At 47.2% G+C, this 19,969-nt stretch carries 18 protein-coding genes; 7 read left to right on the top strand and 11 right to left on the bottom strand.

Going from position 1 to position 19,969, the window contains the following annotated elements:
• Positions 1–10: 10 nt before the first annotated feature.
• Positions 11–1,012 (bottom strand): helix-turn-helix transcriptional regulator, encoded by a 1,002-nt coding sequence (locus tag TOL_RS13350; protein WP_015487878.1) that lies wholly within the window; start codon positions 1,010–1,012, stop codon positions 11–13.
• Positions 1,013–1,103: 91 nt separating this feature from the next.
• On the opposite strand from TOL_RS13350, the gene TOL_RS13355 reads away from it, so the two are divergent.
• Together TOL_RS13355 and TOL_RS13360 are read left to right on the top strand one after the other, a co-directional pair.
• Positions 1,104–2,222 (top strand): fatty acid desaturase, encoded by a 1,119-nt coding sequence (locus TOL_RS13355; protein WP_015487879.1) that lies wholly within the window; start codon positions 1,104–1,106, stop codon positions 2,220–2,222.
• 176 nt (positions 2,223–2,398) lie between these two features.
• The gene (locus TOL_RS13360) at positions 2,399–3,358 is read left to right on the top strand and encodes a methylenetetrahydrofolate reductase (protein WP_015487880.1); all 960 of its coding nucleotides are present in this window, start codon (positions 2,399–2,401) and stop codon (positions 3,356–3,358) included.
• A gap of 166 nt (positions 3,359–3,524) precedes the next feature.
• Here the strand turns inward: TOL_RS13360 and TOL_RS13365 are convergent, their stop codons facing one another.
• From TOL_RS13365 to TOL_RS13385, 5 genes are all read right to left on the bottom strand, one after another.
• Positions 3,525–4,952: an aldehyde dehydrogenase family protein gene (locus tag TOL_RS13365; RefSeq protein WP_015487881.1), complete on the bottom strand. Its 1,428-nt coding sequence runs from the start codon at positions 4,950–4,952 to the stop codon at positions 3,525–3,527.
• 23 nt (positions 4,953–4,975) lie between these two features.
• Positions 4,976–5,416 carry an acyl-CoA thioesterase gene (locus TOL_RS13370; RefSeq protein WP_015487882.1) on the bottom strand — a complete coding sequence of 147 codons (441 nt, stop codon included), beginning with the start codon at positions 5,414–5,416 and terminating at the stop codon, positions 4,976–4,978.
• Positions 5,417–5,460: 44 nt separating this feature from the next.
• Complete coding sequence (locus TOL_RS13375; RefSeq protein ID WP_015487883.1) at positions 5,461–6,624, bottom strand: iron-containing alcohol dehydrogenase; 1,164 nt, start codon at positions 6,622–6,624, stop codon at positions 5,461–5,463.
• A 76-nt stretch (positions 6,625–6,700) separates the two neighbouring features.
• A complete protein-coding gene (locus TOL_RS13380; protein WP_015487884.1) occupies positions 6,701–8,497 on the bottom strand; it encodes an acyl-CoA dehydrogenase C-terminal domain-containing protein in 1,797 nt (598 codons plus the stop codon).
• Entirely contained in the window at positions 8,497–9,774 is a 1,278-nt protein-coding gene (locus TOL_RS13385) for a 3-hydroxyacyl-CoA dehydrogenase (protein ID WP_015487885.1), read from the bottom strand. The genes TOL_RS13380 and TOL_RS13385 overlap by 1 nt, the downstream gene beginning before the upstream one ends.
• A 101-nt stretch (positions 9,775–9,875) precedes the next feature.
• Here TOL_RS13385 and TOL_RS13390 point away from each other — a divergent pair, with 101 nt between their 5' ends.
• From TOL_RS13390 to TOL_RS13400, 4 genes are read left to right on the top strand one after another with little or no spacing between them, the layout of a single operon-like run.
• On the top strand, positions 9,876–10,160 hold the full coding sequence (locus tag TOL_RS13390; protein ID WP_015487886.1) for a hypothetical protein: 285 nt from the start codon (positions 9,876–9,878) through the stop codon (positions 10,158–10,160).
• A gap of 57 nt (positions 10,161–10,217) precedes the next feature.
• Positions 10,218–11,747, top strand: a complete 1,530-nt coding sequence (locus tag TOL_RS13395) for a cryptochrome/photolyase family protein (RefSeq protein WP_015487887.1) — start codon at positions 10,218–10,220, stop codon at positions 11,745–11,747.
• 10 nt (positions 11,748–11,757) lie between these two features.
• Positions 11,758–11,964, top strand: a complete 207-nt coding sequence (locus tag TOL_RS18810; RefSeq protein WP_015487888.1) for a DUF2256 domain-containing protein — start codon at positions 11,758–11,760, stop codon at positions 11,962–11,964.
• Entirely contained in the window at positions 11,965–13,359 is a 1,395-nt protein-coding gene (locus TOL_RS13400; RefSeq protein ID WP_015487889.1) for a DASH family cryptochrome, read from the top strand.
• Here the strand turns inward: TOL_RS13400 and modC are convergent.
• The 4 genes from modC to TOL_RS13420 all read right to left on the bottom strand — a co-directional run bounded on the left by modC (position 13,334) and on the right by TOL_RS13420 (position 16,531).
• Complete coding sequence (gene modC / locus TOL_RS13405; protein WP_015487890.1) at positions 13,334–14,434, bottom strand: molybdenum ABC transporter ATP-binding protein; 1,101 nt, start codon at positions 14,432–14,434, stop codon at positions 13,334–13,336. The genes TOL_RS13400 and modC overlap by 26 nt on opposite strands.
• Positions 14,424–15,107, bottom strand: a complete 684-nt coding sequence (gene modB / locus TOL_RS13410; protein WP_015487891.1) for a molybdate ABC transporter permease subunit — start codon at positions 15,105–15,107, stop codon at positions 14,424–14,426. Before modB ends, modC begins: the two co-directional genes overlap by 11 nt.
• Positions 15,108–15,110: 3 nt before the next feature.
• Entirely contained in the window at positions 15,111–15,902 is a 792-nt protein-coding gene (modA, locus tag TOL_RS13415) for a molybdate ABC transporter substrate-binding protein (RefSeq protein WP_231847989.1), read from the bottom strand.
• A gap of 113 nt (positions 15,903–16,015) precedes the next feature.
• The gene (locus TOL_RS13420) at positions 16,016–16,531 is read right to left on the bottom strand and encodes a hypothetical protein (RefSeq protein ID WP_015487893.1); all 516 of its coding nucleotides are present in this window, start codon (positions 16,529–16,531) and stop codon (positions 16,016–16,018) included.
• A 152-nt stretch (positions 16,532–16,683) separates the two neighbouring features.
• On the opposite strand from TOL_RS13420, the gene TOL_RS13425 reads away from it, so the two are divergent.
• On the top strand, positions 16,684–18,201 hold the full coding sequence (locus TOL_RS13425) for a protein adenylyltransferase SelO (RefSeq protein WP_015487894.1): 1,518 nt from the start codon (positions 16,684–16,686) through the stop codon (positions 18,199–18,201).
• A gap of 31 nt (positions 18,202–18,232) precedes the next feature.
• On the opposite strand, the gene TOL_RS13430 is transcribed toward TOL_RS13425, so the two are convergent.
• Complete coding sequence (locus tag TOL_RS13430) at positions 18,233–19,750, bottom strand: FMN-binding glutamate synthase family protein (protein WP_015487895.1); 1,518 nt, start codon at positions 19,748–19,750, stop codon at positions 18,233–18,235.
• Between the last annotated feature and the right edge of the window lie 219 nt (positions 19,751–19,969).

The following is a 19,969-nucleotide window of genomic DNA, read 5'->3' on the forward strand; positions in this document are numbered from 1 at the left end:
TATAAGCCACCTATTCAGACGGCTTATTAAATTGACTCGGCGATACGCCATACCATTTTTTAAATGCCCGAGAAAAAGCACTAACATCAGAAAATCCGAGTAAAAACGCTAATTGCGTAACACTCGTACCAGGAATACGTAAGTGCCGTTCAACCAATGTTCTGCGCGTACGTTCTAATAACTTCTGCCATGTTAAGTCTTCTTCCGTTAAGCGCCGCTGTAAACTACGTACACTCATATGAAATTGTTCTGCAGCATCCGTTAATGACGGCTCTCCTTCGGGCAACTGCCCTTCTACCCATAGAGATAACTGAATAACCAATGAACCCTTTTCTTGCTGGGCTAATCGCTCACTCAGTGTTGCATCTAACATCGCCGCCATTTGAGGCTCGCTCGATTGCAGTTCCGCATTAACAGCGTGGCGTGCAAATACCAATGTAAAATGATCCGCCGCTTGCACCTTAACGCGAAAATAGCGGCTCATACGATCTAAAAATAATTCATTAATCGCTGGAGCATGCACTTCAATTGGATTTAATTTTGCGTCAATTCGAATACGCACCATACGGACAAGACTGGCCATAACAAATTGAATACCTTGGTGATGCGGCTCAAACCCTTCATTCGGCACAAATCGAATAGCCACTCGGTCGTCCTCAATATCCAATTCAAGATTAACGACATTACTGATTAAACGATGAAAACGCACAATACGCTGCAACACACTCAACAAACTGCCACCGGCAGATAATGCTAAGCCCAAACCACCAAAGGTCGAGTATTCGCTCTCACGCGCCATATTAATTCCCAGCGACGGGTCATCGAGTAAGCGCTCAACCTCATCCAACAAGGCATAAGACTTAGTGGTATCGACCATAGCTTCAGTATTGCGGGTATCCGCCAAGCTAATCCCAAACTGGCTAAATATCGGCTCAGGGGCTATGTTGCGCGCTACCAGCAAGCTGGCAAGTGGGCGCAAGAACATGGCAACGGCTTTGCCTTCCATCGACATTGGCATCTCCGGTCAAATGATTGGCAGCATGGGCAAGGCAGCACCCGATTCTGCACGGTACATTGTTATTGTGATTAACAGGAGTATACCTATGTCATCGACAACTGGCCTCAATTCCGCCGATTCGTTAAAGGCAGCCAAACAAAAAGACCGTCAAATTCAAAGTGAACTGATGGCGGTGAGTGATCGCGTTCGTAATAACCACCCGAGCCTAGTAAAGCATCAAAATGCGGTAGGAATGGGTATCTTTTTAACCAGCATATTGGGCATGGTGCTCAACGGCTGGCTCTATTTTGAAGGCATTATGCCAGTTTGGATGGTGATCGTACTGAGCGCCTTCTGGACATCTCTTTTACATGAGCTGGAACATGACCTGATCCACTACATGTACTTCCGTAAAACCCCATTTTGGCATCATGTCATGATGGCGGGTGTTTACTTAGCGCGTCCGCTGACCCAAAATCCATGGGTACGCCGTCACACGCATTTACATCATCATAAAGTGTCTGGGACTGAGACAGACTTAGAGGAACGCGGGATTACCAATGGCGAAAGCTGGGGAATCCGTCGTCTCCTTATGGTTGGCGATAACATGCTGGCGTTCTACTTGCGCATCCCTAAGTACTTCATTGAGCCTCGTCGCTTGCTGAAGGAAGGCAAGGTGAACCATAAAGATCTAAAGAATTTGCGCCTCATTGCAGCCGCTTCTTTTACACCACTAGGCACCACCCTGTATTTGATTTGGCACCTGTTCGTGTTGTTTCACTTGGCTAATGGCATTGCTTGGACACTGGATGCACAGATTGCATGGCCGCAATGGCTGCTGGCGCAACAAGATTGGGTAACCGGTTTGGTGGTTGTTCTGATTGCACCGAACGTACTGCGTACCTTCTGCCTGCACTTTATTTCATCCAACATGCATTACTATGGCGATAACCGCTCTGGCATTATTCACGAGCAGTGCCAGGTTATGAATCCTTGGTATCTACTGCCACTTCAAGCTTTCTGCTTCAACTTTGGCAGTACCCATGCGATTCACCACTTCGTGGTACGTGACCCATTCTATATTCGTCATCTGGCGACAAAAGAATCACACGAAGTGCTACGCAAACAAGGTATTCGCTTCAATGACATGGGCACCTTCAGCCGTGCTAATCGCATGCATACTAAAGAACATTATGCCGGCATCAACGAGGCTGCTAACGCCTGATAGCCCCGCTGCTGAACTAAGCCGCACCCTCTGGTGCGGCTTTTTTATGGATTTTGCTCTGCACTATTAGCGCCACTCACGTTCAACCTCGAAACATTCAAGACCACGACGGTCACATCTAGGCCATTCACTGTTAGAATGCTGCATCGTTATCGTATTTAGAAAGAAGGTCGCTCATGGGCTCCCGTTTACAAGAAGATTTCCAGAATATCCATCAAGGTGTGTACTTTGTCGGCACAACTCCGCCAAAAGACAGCACTACAAACGAACGTGTTGATGAGATAGCAGAGAAACTATTAGAGCGCTTATCAGCACTAGATTACGACGGCATGATCGTTTATGACATTCAAGATGAAAGCAGTCGTACGAATAAACCGCGTCCATTTCCATTTATGCAAACATTCGATCCTTGCGCCTATTCACGTATTATCCGCGAAAAATCAGGCCATCCTGTGATCACCTATAAGAGTGTTGCGCAACGCAACGCCAGTGATTTCTCAGACTGGTTAACGCGTGCCTGGAATGAATTTGGCGTGCGCGATATCGTATTGGTTGGCGCGCCATCCTCTGAAGGAGATATACGCCTATCACTACCAGAAGCCTATAAAGTGCTAGCGACCCATGAAGCGCCTTACCACCTTGGCGGTGTTACCATTGCCGAACGTCATGCAGCCAAAGGCAATGAGCACACCCGTTTGCTCAATAAAGGTAAGCAAGGCTGTACCTTTTTTATCTCGCAAGCCGTTTATGATGCCAACGCTACCATTGATTTGCTTACGAGCTATGCAAAATCATGTGCTGAGCAAGGTGTCGAGCCTCAACGTATTATTCTGACCTTTACCCCATGCGGTAGCTTGAAGACGTTAGAATTTATGGAATGGCTGGGAATCTCAGTACCTGAGAGCACTCGCCAAGAAATGATGGCAGCAGAAGATCCATTGGCAGAATCGATCAAGATTTGTCACAACAATTTGCAACATATTTTGGCCGAATGTTTACCACTTAACTTGCCGTTAGGTCTAAACATCGAAAGCCTGACAAATCGTAAAACGGAAATAGATGCATCTATTGAACTGTTTACGCTACTTAAGAAAACACTCGATACTGGCTTAGAAGAACGCCGCAAAGCGTTGTAATTAATTTGAGTCTTCAACGACGTTATTTCTAGCCATTATAATTTCAGCGCTTCGATATAAAACAGAGCGTTTATACTTTAATAAAAATGACATATTTTTTTATATTGATAGGTATAAAAAAGCCGCTTCATTGCTGAAGCGGCTCAATTTTTCCATGTGCAAACACTTATTGCGGAGTGCGAATCACCATCAAACGCAATTCGGTCATATCTTCCATTGCCCAACGAATACCCTCGCGACCCAGACCTGAGTCTTTAACGCCGCCATACGGCATGTGATCAACCCGCCAGCTTGGTACATCGCCGATCACTACGCCACCCACCTCAAGCTCATCCCAAGCTTGCTGAGCCTTGTATAAATCACGAGTAAAAATACCAGCCTGCAAACCAAAGCGACTGTCGTTAACACGTTTTAATACCGCATCAAAATCATCAAACGGTTCTAATATGGCCACTGGGCCAAACGCTTCTTCTGCGCTCAGCTCGCAATTAGCATCAACATTTTCTAACAGCGTCGCTTGCAACATATTGCCATTGCGCTGACCACCGCAAAGCAAGGTTGCGCCCTTATCTATTGCCGACTCAATCCAGCCATGCAAACGCTTAGCTTCGCCTTCACTGATCATAGGGCCGATAAAAGTTTCTTTATCTTTAGGATCTCCGCTCTTAAGCGCTTTAGTTTTCGCCACTAGCTTTTCTTTAAAAGTAGCGTAAACGTCACTATGGACAAATAAGCGTTGAACTCCAATACAGCTCTGACCCGACTGATAAAACGCACCGATAATGACGCGAGCAACGGCATCATCCAGATCCCAGTCCTTATCAACAACACAGGCCGCATTACCACCAAGCTCTAAAATAACAGGCTTTTTACCAGCACGAGCTTTCAGCTTCCAACCCACATCTGGCGAGCCCGTAAAGCTTAATAACTTTAAACGGTCGTCTTCGGTTAACAAATCCGCACTGTCACGACGACACGGCAGAATAGAGAATGCGCCTTTAGGTAAATTCGTTTCCGCTAGAATTTCGCCAATTAACAAGGCGCCTACTGGCGTCATACTGGCTGGCTTTAAAACAAACGGACAACCCGTCGCAATAGCAGGTGCAACCTTATGTGCCGCCAAATTAAGTGGGAAGTTAAATGGGCTAATAAATGCACAAGGCCCAATGGGCACTCGCTGGGTCATACCACGATAGCCTTTAGCCCGAGGACTAATATCCAGCGGCAGCGTCTCACCTAACATGCGCGGCGTTTCTTCAGCCGCAATTTTGAAGGTGTCGATTAAACGAGTGACTTCACCAATAGCGTCATTGATAGGCTTACCCGCTTCGATACACAAGGCATGTGCTAGCTCGTCTTTGCGTTCGGTAAAACGTTTTACGCAATGTTCGAGTACCGCTTGACGTTCATATACCGTCATTTTGCGCATAGCTTCGGTAGCGGCAACTGCGGCTGTAATAGCCTGATCGAGAACATCTGGCGTTGCCAATGCAACTTCACAGGCAACTTCACCACTATATTTATCGGTGACTTTTAAATCGGTATTAGCATAAACCGCTTCATTCGCTAAATAGTACGGATAGATCTTTTGCATAATTTTCTCCTCTATTAGCCCGTTTAAGAAACAACCAAGGCTGCTAGCGCTGTACGAATGGATTCAGGGATTGGGACTGCTTTATTAGCCGCACGTTCAACAAATACGTGAATAAAATCGCCGTATGCACAGGCTTGTTCGTCTCCTTGCTTAAAAATAGCAACACCGTAGGTGACCGAACTATTACCTAATTTATTAACTCGCAAGCCAACGTCTATGGCATCAGGATAAGCAATAGGTGCTAGGTAATTACAGTGTGAATTCACCACAAAACCAACGATTGGTGCATCATGAATATTTAATCCACCATGCTCAATTAAATAACGATTTACTGCACTATCGAAATAGGAATAGTACGTCACATTATTCACATGACCATAAATATCATTATCCATCCAGCGCGTCACAATCGGATAAAACTCACGATAATCGCTGCGTTTAAGCGGTTTAGTTTCAGTAGTCATTAATCATCCTATTGCTAAAATCCTATTATTGGTTAGCACCCGTATTAGTACGCTGCTTGATAAATCGCTAACGCATCGGCCTCGGTAACTTCACGCGGGTTATTCCCTAACAACCGAGTTTGCAACATGGCTTCACTGGCAAGCATAGCAACCGCGTCTTCACGAATACCACAGTCCCGCAATCGCGTTGGTAATCCGGTATTGATGGTCTGCTGCTCTAACCAAGTAATAAGTGCTGCGGTTTTTTCTTCATTGCTGCCAACATTGGCTGCGTCGCCCATAACAACCGGGGCTAATTCTGCATACAACTGCGCAGCTTTAGGCGCGTTAAAGCGCATAACATGAGGCAAAACCAGCGAGTTACTTAAACCATGCGGAATATGAAAGTGTCCACCTAACGGATAGGCTAAGGCATGTACCGCAGCAACCGGCGCATTGGCAAAGGCTTGGCCAGCGTACAACGCGCCTAACAGCATATTGCTACGCGCTTGAATATTATTGCCGTCTTTAACTGCCACCATTAAATTGCTAGAAAGTAGACGTAATGCTTCTTTCGCAAGCAAATCAGATACTGGGTTTTTCTTCACCGCCGAAGTATAGGCCTCAATGGCATGCACCATGGCATCAATGCCCGTGGCTGCTGTCACATGTGGCGGCAGACCTGTGGTTAATTCCGCATCAAGTAACGCAATATCCGGTTGCAATACGGCTGATACCACACCGGCTTTTGTCGTTGCGCCCGTAGTGACAATCGCAATTGGCGTGACTTCTGAACCAGTACCCGCCGTTGTTGGAACTTGCAATAACGGCAGGCGTACACCACGAGCATTACCCACGCCGTACATGTCAGATAATGGTTGTTTGCATTGCGGATGAGCAAGTAAAGCCACCAGCTTAGCGACATCCATAGAACTACCACCGCCAAAACCTACAACATAATCGACGTTAGCGCGACGAGCTGCCTCTGTAGCGGCCATAACAGTTGTATCTGACGGATCAGCTTCCACATCTTTAAAGACGGTTAACTGTAGAGCAGATTGCTGAAAACTCGGGAGAATACGTTCCAACAAACCAGCACCGATAATGCCCTCATCGGTTACCAACATCACACTGCGCGCGCCCTGCTCTTCGCAGATCGTCGCTAAACGACGAGCTGCGCCTGCTTCGTTAATAATGGTTCGGGTCGTTGAAAAGGTAAAATTGGTCATATTATTGTTATACCTCACCTAGAAATTACTAAGCCTAAATTAAACGCATAATTGCGCTTAATTTAGGCCACGTGATTTAACGTACAAATTGCTCAGCGGTTAAGCCAAATAGACTATCAAGCGGTGTTTTCAATACCTGACGATGCATATCAGCACGCGGTAAAATACGCTCGGCATAAAAACGTGCTGAGGCAATTTTAGCCTGATAAAATTCCACATCTTCTGGGTTTTCTTGCGCACGTTTCGCCGCCACGGTTGCCATTCTCGCCCATGCATAGGCTAGCAGTGCATACGCAGAAAATTGCATAAAATCAGTAGCACAACCGCCAATTTCTTCGGGATTTTGAGCTGAGCGTTGCATAATATCCGCGGCCAATGAGCGCCAATGAGCATTGACGGATAGCAAAGGAGTTAACAAGCTGGCTAGCGCCACATTACTCTCCTGTTGCTGACAGAAAGCATCAATTTCATCCTGCAAGCGCGTCAATTCTGCGCCTTGATCACCCATCACTTTACGACGTAATAAATCCAGCGACTGAATGCCGTTGGTGCCTTCGTAAATTTGGGTAATACGGCCATCACGCACTAATTGCTCCATACCCCATTCGCGAATAAAGCCATGCCCACCGTATACCTGCATACCGATATTAGCGGCTTCGGCACTCATGTCAGTTAAAAAGGATTTAACAATAGGTATCAGCAAGGCAGCACGAGTACCGGCTAATTTACGTTCTGCAGCATCGTCGTGAAAATGTTCAATATCCAAAGCCAAAGCAGCGTCATACGCTAATACACGGCAGCCTTCTACTAAGGTTTTTTGCGTGAGTAACATACGGCGAACATCAGGATGAACAATAATAGGATCGGCGGCTAATTCTGGATGCTGCGGGCCGCTTAAGGCACGCGACTGCAAGCGCTCAAGAGCGTATTCTACCGCCCCTTGATACGCCATTTCGCCGATACCAAGGCCTTGTAAGCCTACCTGAAAGCGCGCGTCATTCATCATAGTGAACATACAGGCTAAGCCTTTATTTTCGTCACCAATCAACCAGCCTTTCGCGCTATCGAAATTCATCACACAAGTAGCGGCGGCTTTAATGCCCATTTTATGTTCAACCGAGCCACACACCGCCGGGTTACGCTCACCCGGTTCGCCCGCTTCGGTTGGTAAAAATTTAGGCACTAAAAATAAACTAATCCCTTTTACACCGGCGGGTGCATCGGGCAGACGAGCCAATACCAAGTGAATAATATTCGACGACATATCCTGTTCGCCGCCGCTAATAAAAATCTTAGTACCACTCACCGCATAACTGCCATCCGCTTGCGGTTCAGCTTTGGTTCGCAGTAGGGCTAAATCAGTACCGGCGTGAGGTTCGGTTAAACACATAGTGCCCAACCACTCGCCCGACACAAGTTTCGGTAAGTACTCATCCTTTAATGCTTCACTGCCGTGCTTTGTTAGCGCTAATACAGCGCCTTCGGTCAGACCCGAATAAACACGGAACGACAAGTTGGCGGCCATCATCATTTCGTGAAAGGGCGCAGCCATCGACACAGGTAGACCCTGACCACCGTATTCTTCTGGCCCTGTCATTGAGGCCCAGCCATTCTCGCAAAACTGGCGATAAGCTTCAGGAAAACCATCAGGGGTTTTTACTTCACCATTATTAAACGTCACACCTTCTTCATCGCCAGAACGATTTAACGGAGCTAAAACGCCAGCGGTAAAGCGCCCGCCTTCTTCCAATACGGCATCAACCAATTCTGCGTTTAAATCACTACGGCCAATGGCGGCATAGTGCGAAGAAACATCCAGCACTTCGTGCAGGGCAAAACGCATATCACGCAATGGGGCTTTAAATGCTGTCATTATTTGCTCTCCGTATTTATGTCAGAAGAATTCACATCGGCGAAGCAACGCTGTTGTTCTGCAAGCCGTTGTAGCAAAGCGGCCGGTTTAAAGAATTCACCATGCTCAGCTTCCAATGCTTTTAATGCGTTATACACATTGGCAATACCACGTTCATCGGCGTATGCCATAGGACCACCGCGCTCCGCTGGGAAGCCGTAGCCATTAAGATATACCTTGTCGATATCTGCACTGCTGCTAGCAATGCCTTCCTGCAAAATACGCGCACCTTCGTTAATTAAGCCTAAGAGGCAACGCTCTACAATTTCATTGTCGCTAATACTGCGACGCTCAAAACCCGCTTCAATTGAGGTGCTGATCACCAGAGCCTCAACGTCTTCATCACGCAAGGCTTGGCGACTGCCAGCTTCATAGCGGTAGTAACCTTTGCCATTCTTTTGGCCAAAGCGCTCCATCTCACATAAACGATCATCAACACGGACGTTTAACTCGTCAGCGGAACCTTGCTCGAACTTCACTTCGGCCATTTGGCGCGAACGCCACTCCAAGTCGATACCAACAACGTCGTACATACGGAAGGGCCCCATGGCCATACCAAACGCCTCTAGCGCCTGATCGACTTGCTGCGGCAACGCACCTTCAAGCAATAAGCGCCGAGATTGGAAGACATACGGTTCCAACATACGATTACCGATAAACCCATGACAGTTGCCAGCCACGACGGCCACTTTACCGATACGAGCCCCCAGAGCTTCCACTAAATCTAATACGGCAGGATCGGTTTTAGCACCGCGCACAATTTCCAGTAGTTTCATGATGTGAGCAGGGCTGAAGAAATGCATACCCAACACTTTTTCTGGACGCGAGGTCTCGGCCGCGATGGCATCAATATCAAGGTAGGAGGTATTGGTCGCCAAGATGGCGTCGGCATTTACCACGCGATCGAGCTCACGAAAAATAGTTTGCTTCAGAGCCAAGTTTTCATACACGGCTTCAACCACTAATTGCACATGAGCGATATCCGCATAGCTGCCGGTATCACTGAAGCACGCCAAGCGCGCATCCATCTGTTCTTGGGTGATGCGTTCACGCTCAACCATTTGTGCGTAAATCTTACCGATATAATCCATTGCTTGGGCACGCACATCGTCATTCAAGTCGAGGAGCGTTACGTTAATGCCGGCGTTAGCGAAAGATATGGCAATACCGCGCCCCATGGTACCGGCACCAATTACCGCAACTTGTTCGACTGTGGCGGCTTGAAAATTCTGGGTCATGTCTGGCTCACTTTTTCCGTAATTAAAATTAACGACCCGACACTCGGGCGCAACCCTCTGGTCGGTTGAAATCAAAGTTAGTGCTATAACTTATTGTGTCTATGAATATATGCAACTCTGATTTGATTTTATTGCCGGTATTCGCTGCACTCCTGCAAGAATGCGCTGCAGTACGTATGGCTGAGCAGCCATTACTAAGCCAACACACATTAGTAATACTCCAACCTCTAGAGTGCAATATCAGACGATCAGCAATGGTTCGTACTACTCAGGGTATGCAACCAACCGCACAGGCACTAGAGCCAGAACAGCCATTACGCGAGGCAATTGATCCGAATCTGACTTCTCAGTGGCAAAGACAGGCAGCAGAATCTGCCTTGTACTAGCATCTCAGCCCATTTAGTTATACAGTAATTGTACAATAACTGTGTATTTGTATAATTATGCGTATCGGCCTTATTCTTGGTGACCAACTAACACACTCGCTGGCCAGTCTGCGCGTGCTTGATCCTACCTGTGACCGTATCCTCATGGCGGAAGTCGCAGCGGAGGCCAGCTATGTGCCGCATCATCCGCAAAAAATTGCACTCATTTTCAGTGCTATGCGCCACTTCGCTGCAGAATTACGCAACCAAGGTTGGCAAGTCGACTACCACGAGTACGACGCGCAGTCATCCTGCTCTACCTTGCTTAGCGTGGTGCAATCGTACGCCACAGAATTTAGTGCAAGCGCCATTATCACCACCGAATGCGGTGAATACCGCCTACAACACGCTATAAGTAATGCTTGGCAACAACAATTAGGCATCCCGGTAGAATGTTATATTGATGATCGCTTCATTTGCTCTCAGGCAGAATTCGCACAGTGGGCACAGGGTCGTAAGCAGTTACGGATGGAATATTTCTATCGCGACATGCGCCGTAAAACAGGCTTGCTCATGCAAGGCGATAAGCCGGAAGGCGGTGACTGGAATTACGACGCCGACAATCGCAAGCGCTGGAATGGTGATCCCTCGTTACCCGACCCAATAGCATTCGCTCGGGACGACATCGATAAAGCGGTGATCAAACTCGTAACTGAGGAGTTCTCCCATCACCCCGGCAACATAGATACCTTTGAGTGGGCAACGACTCGCCAGCAAGCACTCGAAGCATTAGCGCATTTTGTGCGTTTTCGCTTACCGTATTTTGGTGACTATCAAGATGCCATGGCGAAAGATCAACACCAGCTATTCCACAGTTTGCTATCACCCTATATCAACTGTGGTTTGTTGCTGCCATTGGAAGTATGCCAAGCCGCGCTAAAAGCCTACGAAGACAATCATGTACCACTGAACGCGGCAGAAGGGTTTATTCGCCAAATTATTGGCTGGCGCGAATATGTTCGCGGTATTTACTGGCTAAATATGCCCCAGTACGCGCACTTAAATAAACTCGGTAATACGCGCGATTTACCACGCTATTATTGGGATGGTGATACCAAAATGGCGTGCATGAGCGATGCCTTCAAGACCACATTTAACCATGCGTATGCCCATCATATTCAGCGTTTAATGGTAACCGGTAATTTCGCACTTATTGCAGGGATCAAACCAGAAGACGTTTGTGACTGGTATTTAGCAGTATATGCCGATGCCTACGATTGGGTAGAGCTACCCAACACATTGGGAATGGTAATGCATGCAGACGGCGGCTACTTAGGCAGTAAGCCTTATGCGGCTTCAGGTAATTATATTCATAAAATGTCGAACTACTGTAGCGGCTGTCACTACTCGATAAAAACGTCGACAGAGCACGATAGCTGCCCGTTTAACAGCTTGTACTGGCATTTCATTCAACGCCATAAAGAGCAATTTAATGGCAATCCGCGCATGACCATGATTTATCGTAGCTTTGAGAAAATGGACTCGGGAAAACAGCAGGCAATACTCAATCGCGCAGAATACCTTCTCAGCCATATAGACGAACTTTAATAAATACCCTATGACTCATCATAAACTTCTGTTACCCAAAAAAGATTGCGCGCACTGCCAACAACCCTTTTGCTGGCGACGTAAATGGGCACGCAGCTGGGACGAAGTAAAATATTGTAGCGAGCGCTGTAAACGCAGCGCGAAGAGTACTTTGCACAAAGCTGCTATCACACCACCTAATCTATGCGCTGCCGCTCAGGTTGAGGAGGAATTTTAAATGCAAATATTATGGCTACGTAACGATTTACGCTTGCACGATCATCCCGGCTTTTACCTCGCGCGAGCCAAAAATGAGCCGTTAAGCATTATTTATATTATGCCCAAAGAATGGCTGGATATAGATGCTCAAGGCATGACAAGACTAGGCGCGGCAAAAGCTCGTTTTTTACGCAGCAGCTTAATCGATTTACACCGCACTCTCGATGAGCACACATTTGATTTAACTATTCTATTTGGCGATCCGGTTGAGCTACTGCAAAAAATATATCTAGAGCAAGCATTTACTTTAATTACGGCTTCCGCCCAAGCGCCAGAAGAAGCCGGCTGGCTAGCACGTATCGCAGAGCTTGGCATCCAGATTGAGTGCTATGAACCCTACACACTGTTCTCACCTGCGCAAATGACGGACTTTCTAAGTCACTGGCCGACAACTTTTAGTCAATTTCGAAGAACGATAGAAAAGCATCCGCAGCAGTTTAAAGTGGCCGAAGATATCAAGGCGCTCCCCCTAAAACTTCGAGATACTGTGCTGCCTATATGGGCACCCGCGCAATGGCCTGAAGAACACAGCGATACGGGTATTCAACTAAAACGAAATGGCGGCGAACGCAGTGGTAAGCAGCATTTAAAAGACTACCTATGGGAAAATAAATCAATTCAGCACTATAAAGCCACTCGTAATGCACTTATTGGCGATTACTTTAGCAGCCAGTTAAGTCCATATTTAGCATGGGGATGCCTATCACCTAGGCATATTTGGCATCAAATTCTACAATACGAAGCGGCCTACCAAGCCGATGAACATAGCCAGTGGCTAAAGTTAGAACTGCTGTGGCGTGAATATTTTCATTGGTCGATGCGTCACCATGGCGACCGCTTGTTTCAAAAAAATGGCTTACGCACTGACACGGTAACCCCTAAAAAAATACCCGAGCATATAGTACAAAAACATTGGCAAGCTTGGTGTGCGGCAAGTACAGGCATTCCTATGATTGACGCTGGGCTCGTTGAATTACGCACAACTGGTTTTGTCTCGAATCGTTTACGCCAGAATATGGCGAGTTACTTTATTCACCAATTACAACTTGATTGGCGCTGGGGAGCGCGTTGGTTTGAACAGCATCTTATTGATTTTGATGTCGCTAGCAACTGGGGGAATTGGGCGTACCTAGCCGGTGTTGGCCACGATGCAAGACCGCAACGCCAATTTAATATCAATAAGCAACTGCAAGAATATGACCCCGAGCTGCAGCATATTCAACACTGGCTACCCGAGCTATCGCAACAGTCGTTAGACGATATTCTTAACCATCAAACAAAAACGAAACTCATACCTTATTACCCTAGCCCTGTCGTGGCGACTCGTTCTATTTCAATAACGCCACAGACTTAATTTGTGCCCATAGCGTTTGGCCTTCAATGAGTGCAAGTTGCTGTAAGGATTTAGCCGTAATGCTCGCCAGTAGGCGCTGCTCGCTGCGCGGTAAACGTAAACGCAAAAGCACTTCACCGCGCTCGGGTGGGAAAATACTTTCTAGCTCACAAACAATGCAATTAACGATGCTACTCGGCCCAGGTTCGGCTACAGCGACACTGATATCCCGCGCCAGAACCTGAATACGCTGTTCGGTTGCTAAATTTTTATCTAAACCACGTAACCAAAAAGGAGAGCCATCAACGTCAATACGGGTTAGATAAAAATCTTCGTCGCGCAGTGCAACTTGCCCTTGCAATACGCTCATAACATCATCGCCCCAAATAATAGGCTTATGAACTCGCATTAAAGTTGATGCTAATGGGCCTTCATCTAAAACCCGACCGGCTTGCAAAATCACAAGGTGATCCGCCAGTCGCGCTATTTCATCCATGGCATGACTGACATATAAAATAGGTCCTGAAAATACCTTACCGACTTCCTCTAAATACGGCAGAATTTCTTGCTTACGTTCCATATCGAGGGCTGATAATGGCTCGTCGAGTAATAGCACCTGCGGATTGGCAATTAATGCTCGAGCTAAGGCGACTCGCTGACGTTCACCACCCGATAATTGCTCAGGAGATTGCGCTAATAATGCGGTTATATCCAATAACTTAATAATATGAGCTCGCGCTTGCGCACCCAACGGTTCGCAGTTACGACGACGACTGCGTTTAGCGGCGTAATCTATGTTTTCAGCAACGGTTAAATGCGGCAGTAAGCTCGACTCTTGAAAAACATAAGCCAGCGGTCGCTGTTCAGTTTTGATACTCTGTTTAGAACCTTGCAGCCATATTTGATCAGCGAAGGAGATACAATTATCGTCACCTTGGGCCTGCTCTAAACCGGCAATACAGCGTAATAAGGTTGTTTTACCAGAACCCGATGGCCCAGTAATCGCAATAATTCCCGAGGCCGGTAAGCTCAGATCTACATCCAATGTAAAATGACCTAAGGTGTGTTTTATGCGCACACGAATATTAGCGTCCAAGTGCTAACCCCTTGCGATTAAATAACATCATGGTCATTAATACGATGAACGAGAAAGCCAACATTAATGCCGATAACCAATGCGCTTGCCCATATTGTAGAGACTCTACGTGATCATAAATCTGCACCGATAGCACTTGAGTCTCGGCGGGAATATTCCCGCCGATCATAAGCACAACGCCAAACTCCCCTACTGTGTGTGCAAAACCTAAAACAGTAGCGGTGATGATACCGCGGCGCGACAAAGGCAATACAATGGTAAAAAATCTATCCCATGCTCCCGCCCCCAATGTTTTAGCAACTTCTAAAGGACGTTCTCCAATCGCCTCCATTGCATTTTGAATCGGCTGCACAACGAAAGGAAGCGAATACAACACGGAGGCAATGACTAAACCAGAAAACGTAAAAGGCAATAAGCCAATACCAAGAGCCGTGGTTAATTGGCCTAAAGGACCTTCTGGCCCCATAGCAATTAATAAATAAAATCCTAATACCGTGGGCGGTAAAATCAATGGCAAGGTCACTAAGGCCGACACTGGCGTTTTGAATATCGACGACGTCCGTGCCAACCACCATGCCAATGGCGTACCGATCAGCAGTAGCAGAAACGTGACAACGCTGGCTAATTTCGCCGTTAACACAATCGCATCTACGTCACTGGGCGCTAACAACATAGATTATTGACTACCTTTTGCATCGACACTAATACTTCCATAACCAAAATTCTGAATCGTATTTTTTGCATATTCTGACTGCAGAAATTCTAAAAACTGTCCTGCTCCGCTGTCTGTCTTTGCTCTAACCAAGAGTACGGCATCTTGTCGAATTGGAGCATAATGGTTATTGGGCAAAAACCACACGCTCCCCTTAGAAAGTGAATCACTTGAACCCGCCGCAATCACTTGAGCACGCGCAACAAAACCTAATTCAGCACTGCCTGAGGCAACGAACTGAAATGCCTGACCAATGCTTTCGCCGAAAATGATTTTACTTTTGCTCGCCTCTGTTAAGTCCAGCGAAACCAATGCTTGTTCCGCCGCTAGGCCATAGGGCGCGAGTTTAGGATTAGCTATCGCTAACTTACGAAAATTGCCTTGGCGTAGCGTTTGTTCTGGATCTATGTGCTGCTGCGAACTCCATAAAGCCAACTCACCTACCGCATAAGTAAATTGGCTACCACTGACAGCTAACCCCTGTTCGACTAAGCGTTGCGGCTTATCTTGATCCGCAGAAAGAAAGACATCAAATGGAGCGCCATGCTGAATTTGCGCGAATAACTTCCCGGAAGACGCAATACTTAAACGCACGGGACGCCCTGTTTGCTGTTCAAATTCTGAGGCTAAGAGCTTCATCGGGGCAGAAAAATTTGCTGCAACTGCAATAGTGAGAGGAGCAGAATTATCGACCTGAGATTCGGCTAAGGCAACAGCACTCAAGGTTAAACCTAGCACCAGTAACAGACCGCTCACAGTGCGCAAACCTAAAGAAGAAAATATCTTTAACATCAAATATATTGGTCACAAAAAAGGAGTGAAATAACTATACACGCTTGTGCGTCCGAGATGCAGCCGCGAATAAAAGACTAAGGATATAATTGGACAATGCCGGTGTGACCTTGGAAATCTCCGAGTATCCAAATTTGTTCGAATGGATGATCAACTGGTACTTCAATATTATGCTGAAGAGCGCGAATCTCATCGGTGCTCCAGGCTGGGTGTGCATTACGAATTAACAGCCATACGCGCTTGGTTTTGTAATGTTTACTCGCCTTGCTCGCCAAAATTCGATTCAGCGCGCTCAATAAACGTGAATGAGGGTCGCTAACGGCCTGCAATTGGTGTAATTCGTAACGAGTCTGCTCACTCAGTTCTCGTCCTAATATCTGCATCGCTTCTTGTTCGCTGCCATATAAATGCGCAACTTCGATATCTAAACGTGCTCCTTCAAATCGACAAGAAACATCCGGTTTAATGGGTTTGTTATGCCACAAATGACGAATTTGCTTACCCGTATCATGCTCATACCAGCGCATAAATAGCTTGGCGGCTTGATGTTCGAGTTCAATTTTTTCTGCTTCACTATTTTGCTGCTGCGTCATACCCACGATCCACCACGAATGCTTATTCACATTGGCAAGTTTCGGTTTAGCTGTAAAGTCCAGACCTTCCCCTCCCTAAGACAAGATGAAGACTGGACGCTGCCGGTGTTCGTCTTTATTCTCGTCGCTACACCCTTTTTCGGGACTTGCCTGTGTCTGCTTCTTTGACTATTCCGTTTGTTAACATCTACGCCACATTGCCCAGCCAATTTTACAGCAGGGCAATGCCTACGCCGGTAGCCAACCCTGCGCTCATTCTATTCAACCATGACTTAGCGACTGAGCTTGGCATCGAACTCAACGGTAAAAGCAACGACGAATTGGCGCTACTATTCAGTGGCAACCAGCTACCGGACGGGGCAGATCCGTTAGCGATGGCGTACAGCGGCCATCAATTTGGTCAGTTAAATCCTCAGCTAGGCGATGGACGCGCCTTATTACTCGGTGATGTCATCAACCGCGACGGGCAACGCCGTGATATTCAGCTTAAAGGCGCAGGACGCACTCCCTACTCGCGTGGTGGCGATGGTCGCTCACCGATTGGTCCTGTGCTACGTGAATACGTCATGTGTGAAGCCATGCACGCTCTGGGCGTACCGACTACCCGTGCTTTGGCCGCGATTAGCAGCGGCGAGCATGTCATACGCGAACAACGCGAACCTGGTGGAGTATTCACCCGCGTTGCCTCTAGCCATATCCGCGTTGGCACCTTTCAATATTTTGCCGTACGCCGCGATATCGATGGCCTTCGTACCTTGGCTGATCACGTATTAGCGCGCCATTATCCTGAAATTAATAACCAAGCCGACGACCGTTACTTGCAACTTTTTACCGCAATTTGTCATAAGCAGGCTGAGCTTATCGCTAACTGGATGCAGCTAGGCTTTATCCACGGCGTCATGAACACCGACAACATGACGGTGAGCGGCGAGACGATTGACTACGGCCCATGTGCTTTTATGGATACCTACAAGGCCAATACCGTTTATAGCTATATTGATCGTAACGGCCGTTACGCTTATCAGAACCAGCCCGCCATAGGTCAGTGGAATCTGGCTCGCTTAGCCGAGACCTTACTTAGCTTGATCAATGACGATGAAAAAACAGCCATTGCTCAAGTTACCGAGGTACTGCAAGACTTTGCAGTATGGCAACAACAGGCGTGGCTACAGGCTATGCGTAAAAAATTAGGCTTAGCGACGGAACAAGAAACCGATCAAGCGCTCATTGAGTCACTCTTATCTGCCCTCACAGAAGCTGAAATGGACTACACCCTATTCTTCCGCCGCTTATGCGATTTGGCTGAAAACCCTGACGCCGCAGACACTAAGTTAGGGGTATTAACCTTAATCCAAGCACCAGCATGCAGCGGCAGTAACGATACGGCAATCGAACACTGGTTAGACGAATGGCAAGCTCGCTGTCAGCACGAAACGAGCTCACCTAAAGAACAAGCTATTGCCATGCGTGCGGTCAATCCGGCTTATATTCCACGCAATCACCGTGTAGCAGAGGTGATTAAAGCGGCAGAAGACAACAACGACTTCGAACCGTTTAAACGCTTACTGCGGATTCTTGCTCGCCCCTACGCCGAACAGCCTGAATATTCGAGCTATCAATTGCCGCCTCAGCCAGATGAAAAAGTACTGCGAACCTTCTGCGGCACTTAGTCCAACAAAGACCCAACCGCGATAGGCAGCGTTAGCTGCCTTCGGTTGCCGGATGAAAGCGATCCGTACCGTATAATTCGGATAGCAAGCGAGCCTCACCATTTGGCTGCACCATACGCGCATGGCGACGCTGCAATTCACGCGGTTCGTCGACACCACACGAGTGGGCAATAATGCCAATTTCCTGCTCTAAATTCTTAGCAAAATGCGCAACGCGCTCGGCTTTATCAGCAGGCACTAAACCACGCTGTAGCTGAGGGTTATGGGTCGTAATCCCCGTTGGACAGGTATTTTTATTGCATTGCAGTGCCTGAATACACCCCAACGCAAACATGAAACCACGCGCGGTGACGGCAAAATCAGCCCCTACACAAATTGCCCAAGCGACTTTATCAGGGGTTAACAATTTACCCGAGGCAATTACCCGTATACGCGGGCGCAAATCAAACTCGTCGAGAGCATCCACTAGCATTGGCAAGGCTTGGCCTATCGGCAATCCCATGTAATCAATTAAAGATTGTGGCGCCGCACCTGTGCCTCCCTCCGCACCATCAAGGGTAATAAAATCCGGCGCACTTTCAGGGCCGCGACGCTGGATTTCACGGCAAAGATCGCGAATCCAATCGACATCACCCAATACGGTTTTAAAGCCGGTCGGCTTACCGGTAATGGCTCGCACTCGCGCGACCATATCAAGAATGTCATCTACTGAATGAATTTCAGGATGGCCATTAGGGCTAATAGAATCTTCACCCTCAGGGATACCACGAATTGCAGCAATTTCAGCACTGACCTTACCGCCGGGCAAAATACCGCCCTTACCCGGTTTGGCACCTTGACTGAGTTTAATTTCAAACATGCGCACACGCTCAATATGAGCGATGTCGGCTAATTTCTTCTCGTCTAAGCCGCCTTCATCATTACGTACGCCATACTTCGCCGTACCAATTTGAAAAACGATATCGCAGCCGCCTTCCAAGTGAAAATCCGATAAGCCGCCCTCCCCAGTATTCATCCAGCAACCGGCTTTTTTAGCGCCTTTTGATAACGCTAGAATGGCTGGCTTAGACAACGCACCGTAACTCATACCCGAAATATTCACTAAAGCACTGGTGGTAAAAGGCGTACGGCAGTGTTCTCCAATCGTAACAGCACGAGATGCGCAAAAATCGTGTTTCAAAGCGGGAAATGGACTATTCACAAACATAATAGTACCGGGGATATCTAACCGGCGAGTTGAGCCAAATGCCACCGTAGTACTCTCGTTTTTAGCAGCTCGATAGACCCAACCGCGCTCGGCGCGGTTAAACGGCATCTCCTCGCGATCCATAGCAAAAAAATACTGCCGAAAAAATTCACCCAAGTGTTCAAATAGATAACGAAAACGGCCAATGACGGGGAAGTTACGACGCACCGTATGCCGTGTTTGATGACGGTCGGTAATGTAGGCAACCACTATCCAACCAATAGTGCCGATGGTAACGATAGCCAGTACAGAAAGAATAACCAACATGCCATAAGCGGCGATGACGAACACTTCATCGGTCATGGAACAAAACCTCTAAAAAATTAGGCTTTGAGCTTAGATGAGTTGGTTTTTAGAAGAAAGTCCCTTTCGACAGTTAAGTCTAATAAAGACCTGCTCGTCTCTAAATACAAACCGGCACGAGCGAAGTTGCAGCGATTCTCGACGTTAACCGTAATCACTTCACTAATATAAAATCCTACAACGACGTTTTTTTGCACAACCTGACACTAATGGCTTCAT

It is taken from the genome of Thalassolituus oleivorans MIL-1, from assembly GCF_000355675.1.
GTDB classification, from domain to species: Bacteria; Pseudomonadota; Gammaproteobacteria; order Pseudomonadales; family Oceanobacteraceae; genus Thalassolituus; species Thalassolituus oleivorans.

Excerpts from the sequence above, each read along its gene's own strand:
- TOL_RS13400 (WP_015487889.1), top strand. The coding sequence starts at position 11,965 with ATGCAAATATTATGGCTACGTAACGATTTACGCTTGCACGATCATCCC.
- TOL_RS13365 (WP_015487881.1), bottom strand. The coding sequence starts at position 4,952 with ATGCAAAAGATCTATCCGTACTATTTAGCGAATGAAGCGGTTTATGCT.
- modB (WP_015487891.1), bottom strand. The coding sequence starts at position 15,107 with ATGTTGTTAGCGCCCAGTGACGTAGATGCGATTGTGTTAACGGCGAAA.
- TOL_RS13420 (WP_015487893.1), bottom strand. The coding sequence starts at position 16,531 with ATGACGCAGCAGCAAAATAGTGAAGCAGAAAAAATTGAACTCGAACAT.
- TOL_RS13370 (WP_015487882.1), bottom strand. The coding sequence starts at position 5,416 with ATGACTACTGAAACTAAACCGCTTAAACGCAGCGATTATCGTGAGTTT.
- TOL_RS13390 (WP_015487886.1), top strand. The coding sequence starts at position 9,876 with ATGAATATATGCAACTCTGATTTGATTTTATTGCCGGTATTCGCTGCA.
- TOL_RS13385 (WP_015487885.1), bottom strand. The coding sequence starts at position 9,774 with ATGACCCAGAATTTTCAAGCCGCCACAGTCGAACAAGTTGCGGTAATT.
- TOL_RS13380 (WP_015487884.1), bottom strand. The coding sequence starts at position 8,497 with ATGACAGCATTTAAAGCCCCATTGCGTGATATGCGTTTTGCCCTGCAC.
- TOL_RS13350 (WP_015487878.1), bottom strand. The coding sequence starts at position 1,012 with ATGTCGATGGAAGGCAAAGCCGTTGCCATGTTCTTGCGCCCACTTGCC.
- TOL_RS13430 (WP_015487895.1), bottom strand. The coding sequence starts at position 19,750 with ATGACCGATGAAGTGTTCGTCATCGCCGCTTATGGCATGTTGGTTATT.
- TOL_RS13375 (WP_015487883.1), bottom strand. The coding sequence starts at position 6,624 with ATGACCAATTTTACCTTTTCAACGACCCGAACCATTATTAACGAAGCA.
- TOL_RS13360 (WP_015487880.1), top strand. The coding sequence starts at position 2,399 with ATGGGCTCCCGTTTACAAGAAGATTTCCAGAATATCCATCAAGGTGTG.
- TOL_RS13395 (WP_015487887.1), top strand. The coding sequence starts at position 10,218 with ATGCGTATCGGCCTTATTCTTGGTGACCAACTAACACACTCGCTGGCC.
- TOL_RS18810 (WP_015487888.1), top strand. The coding sequence starts at position 11,758 with ATGACTCATCATAAACTTCTGTTACCCAAAAAAGATTGCGCGCACTGC.
- TOL_RS13355 (WP_015487879.1), top strand. The coding sequence starts at position 1,104 with ATGTCATCGACAACTGGCCTCAATTCCGCCGATTCGTTAAAGGCAGCC.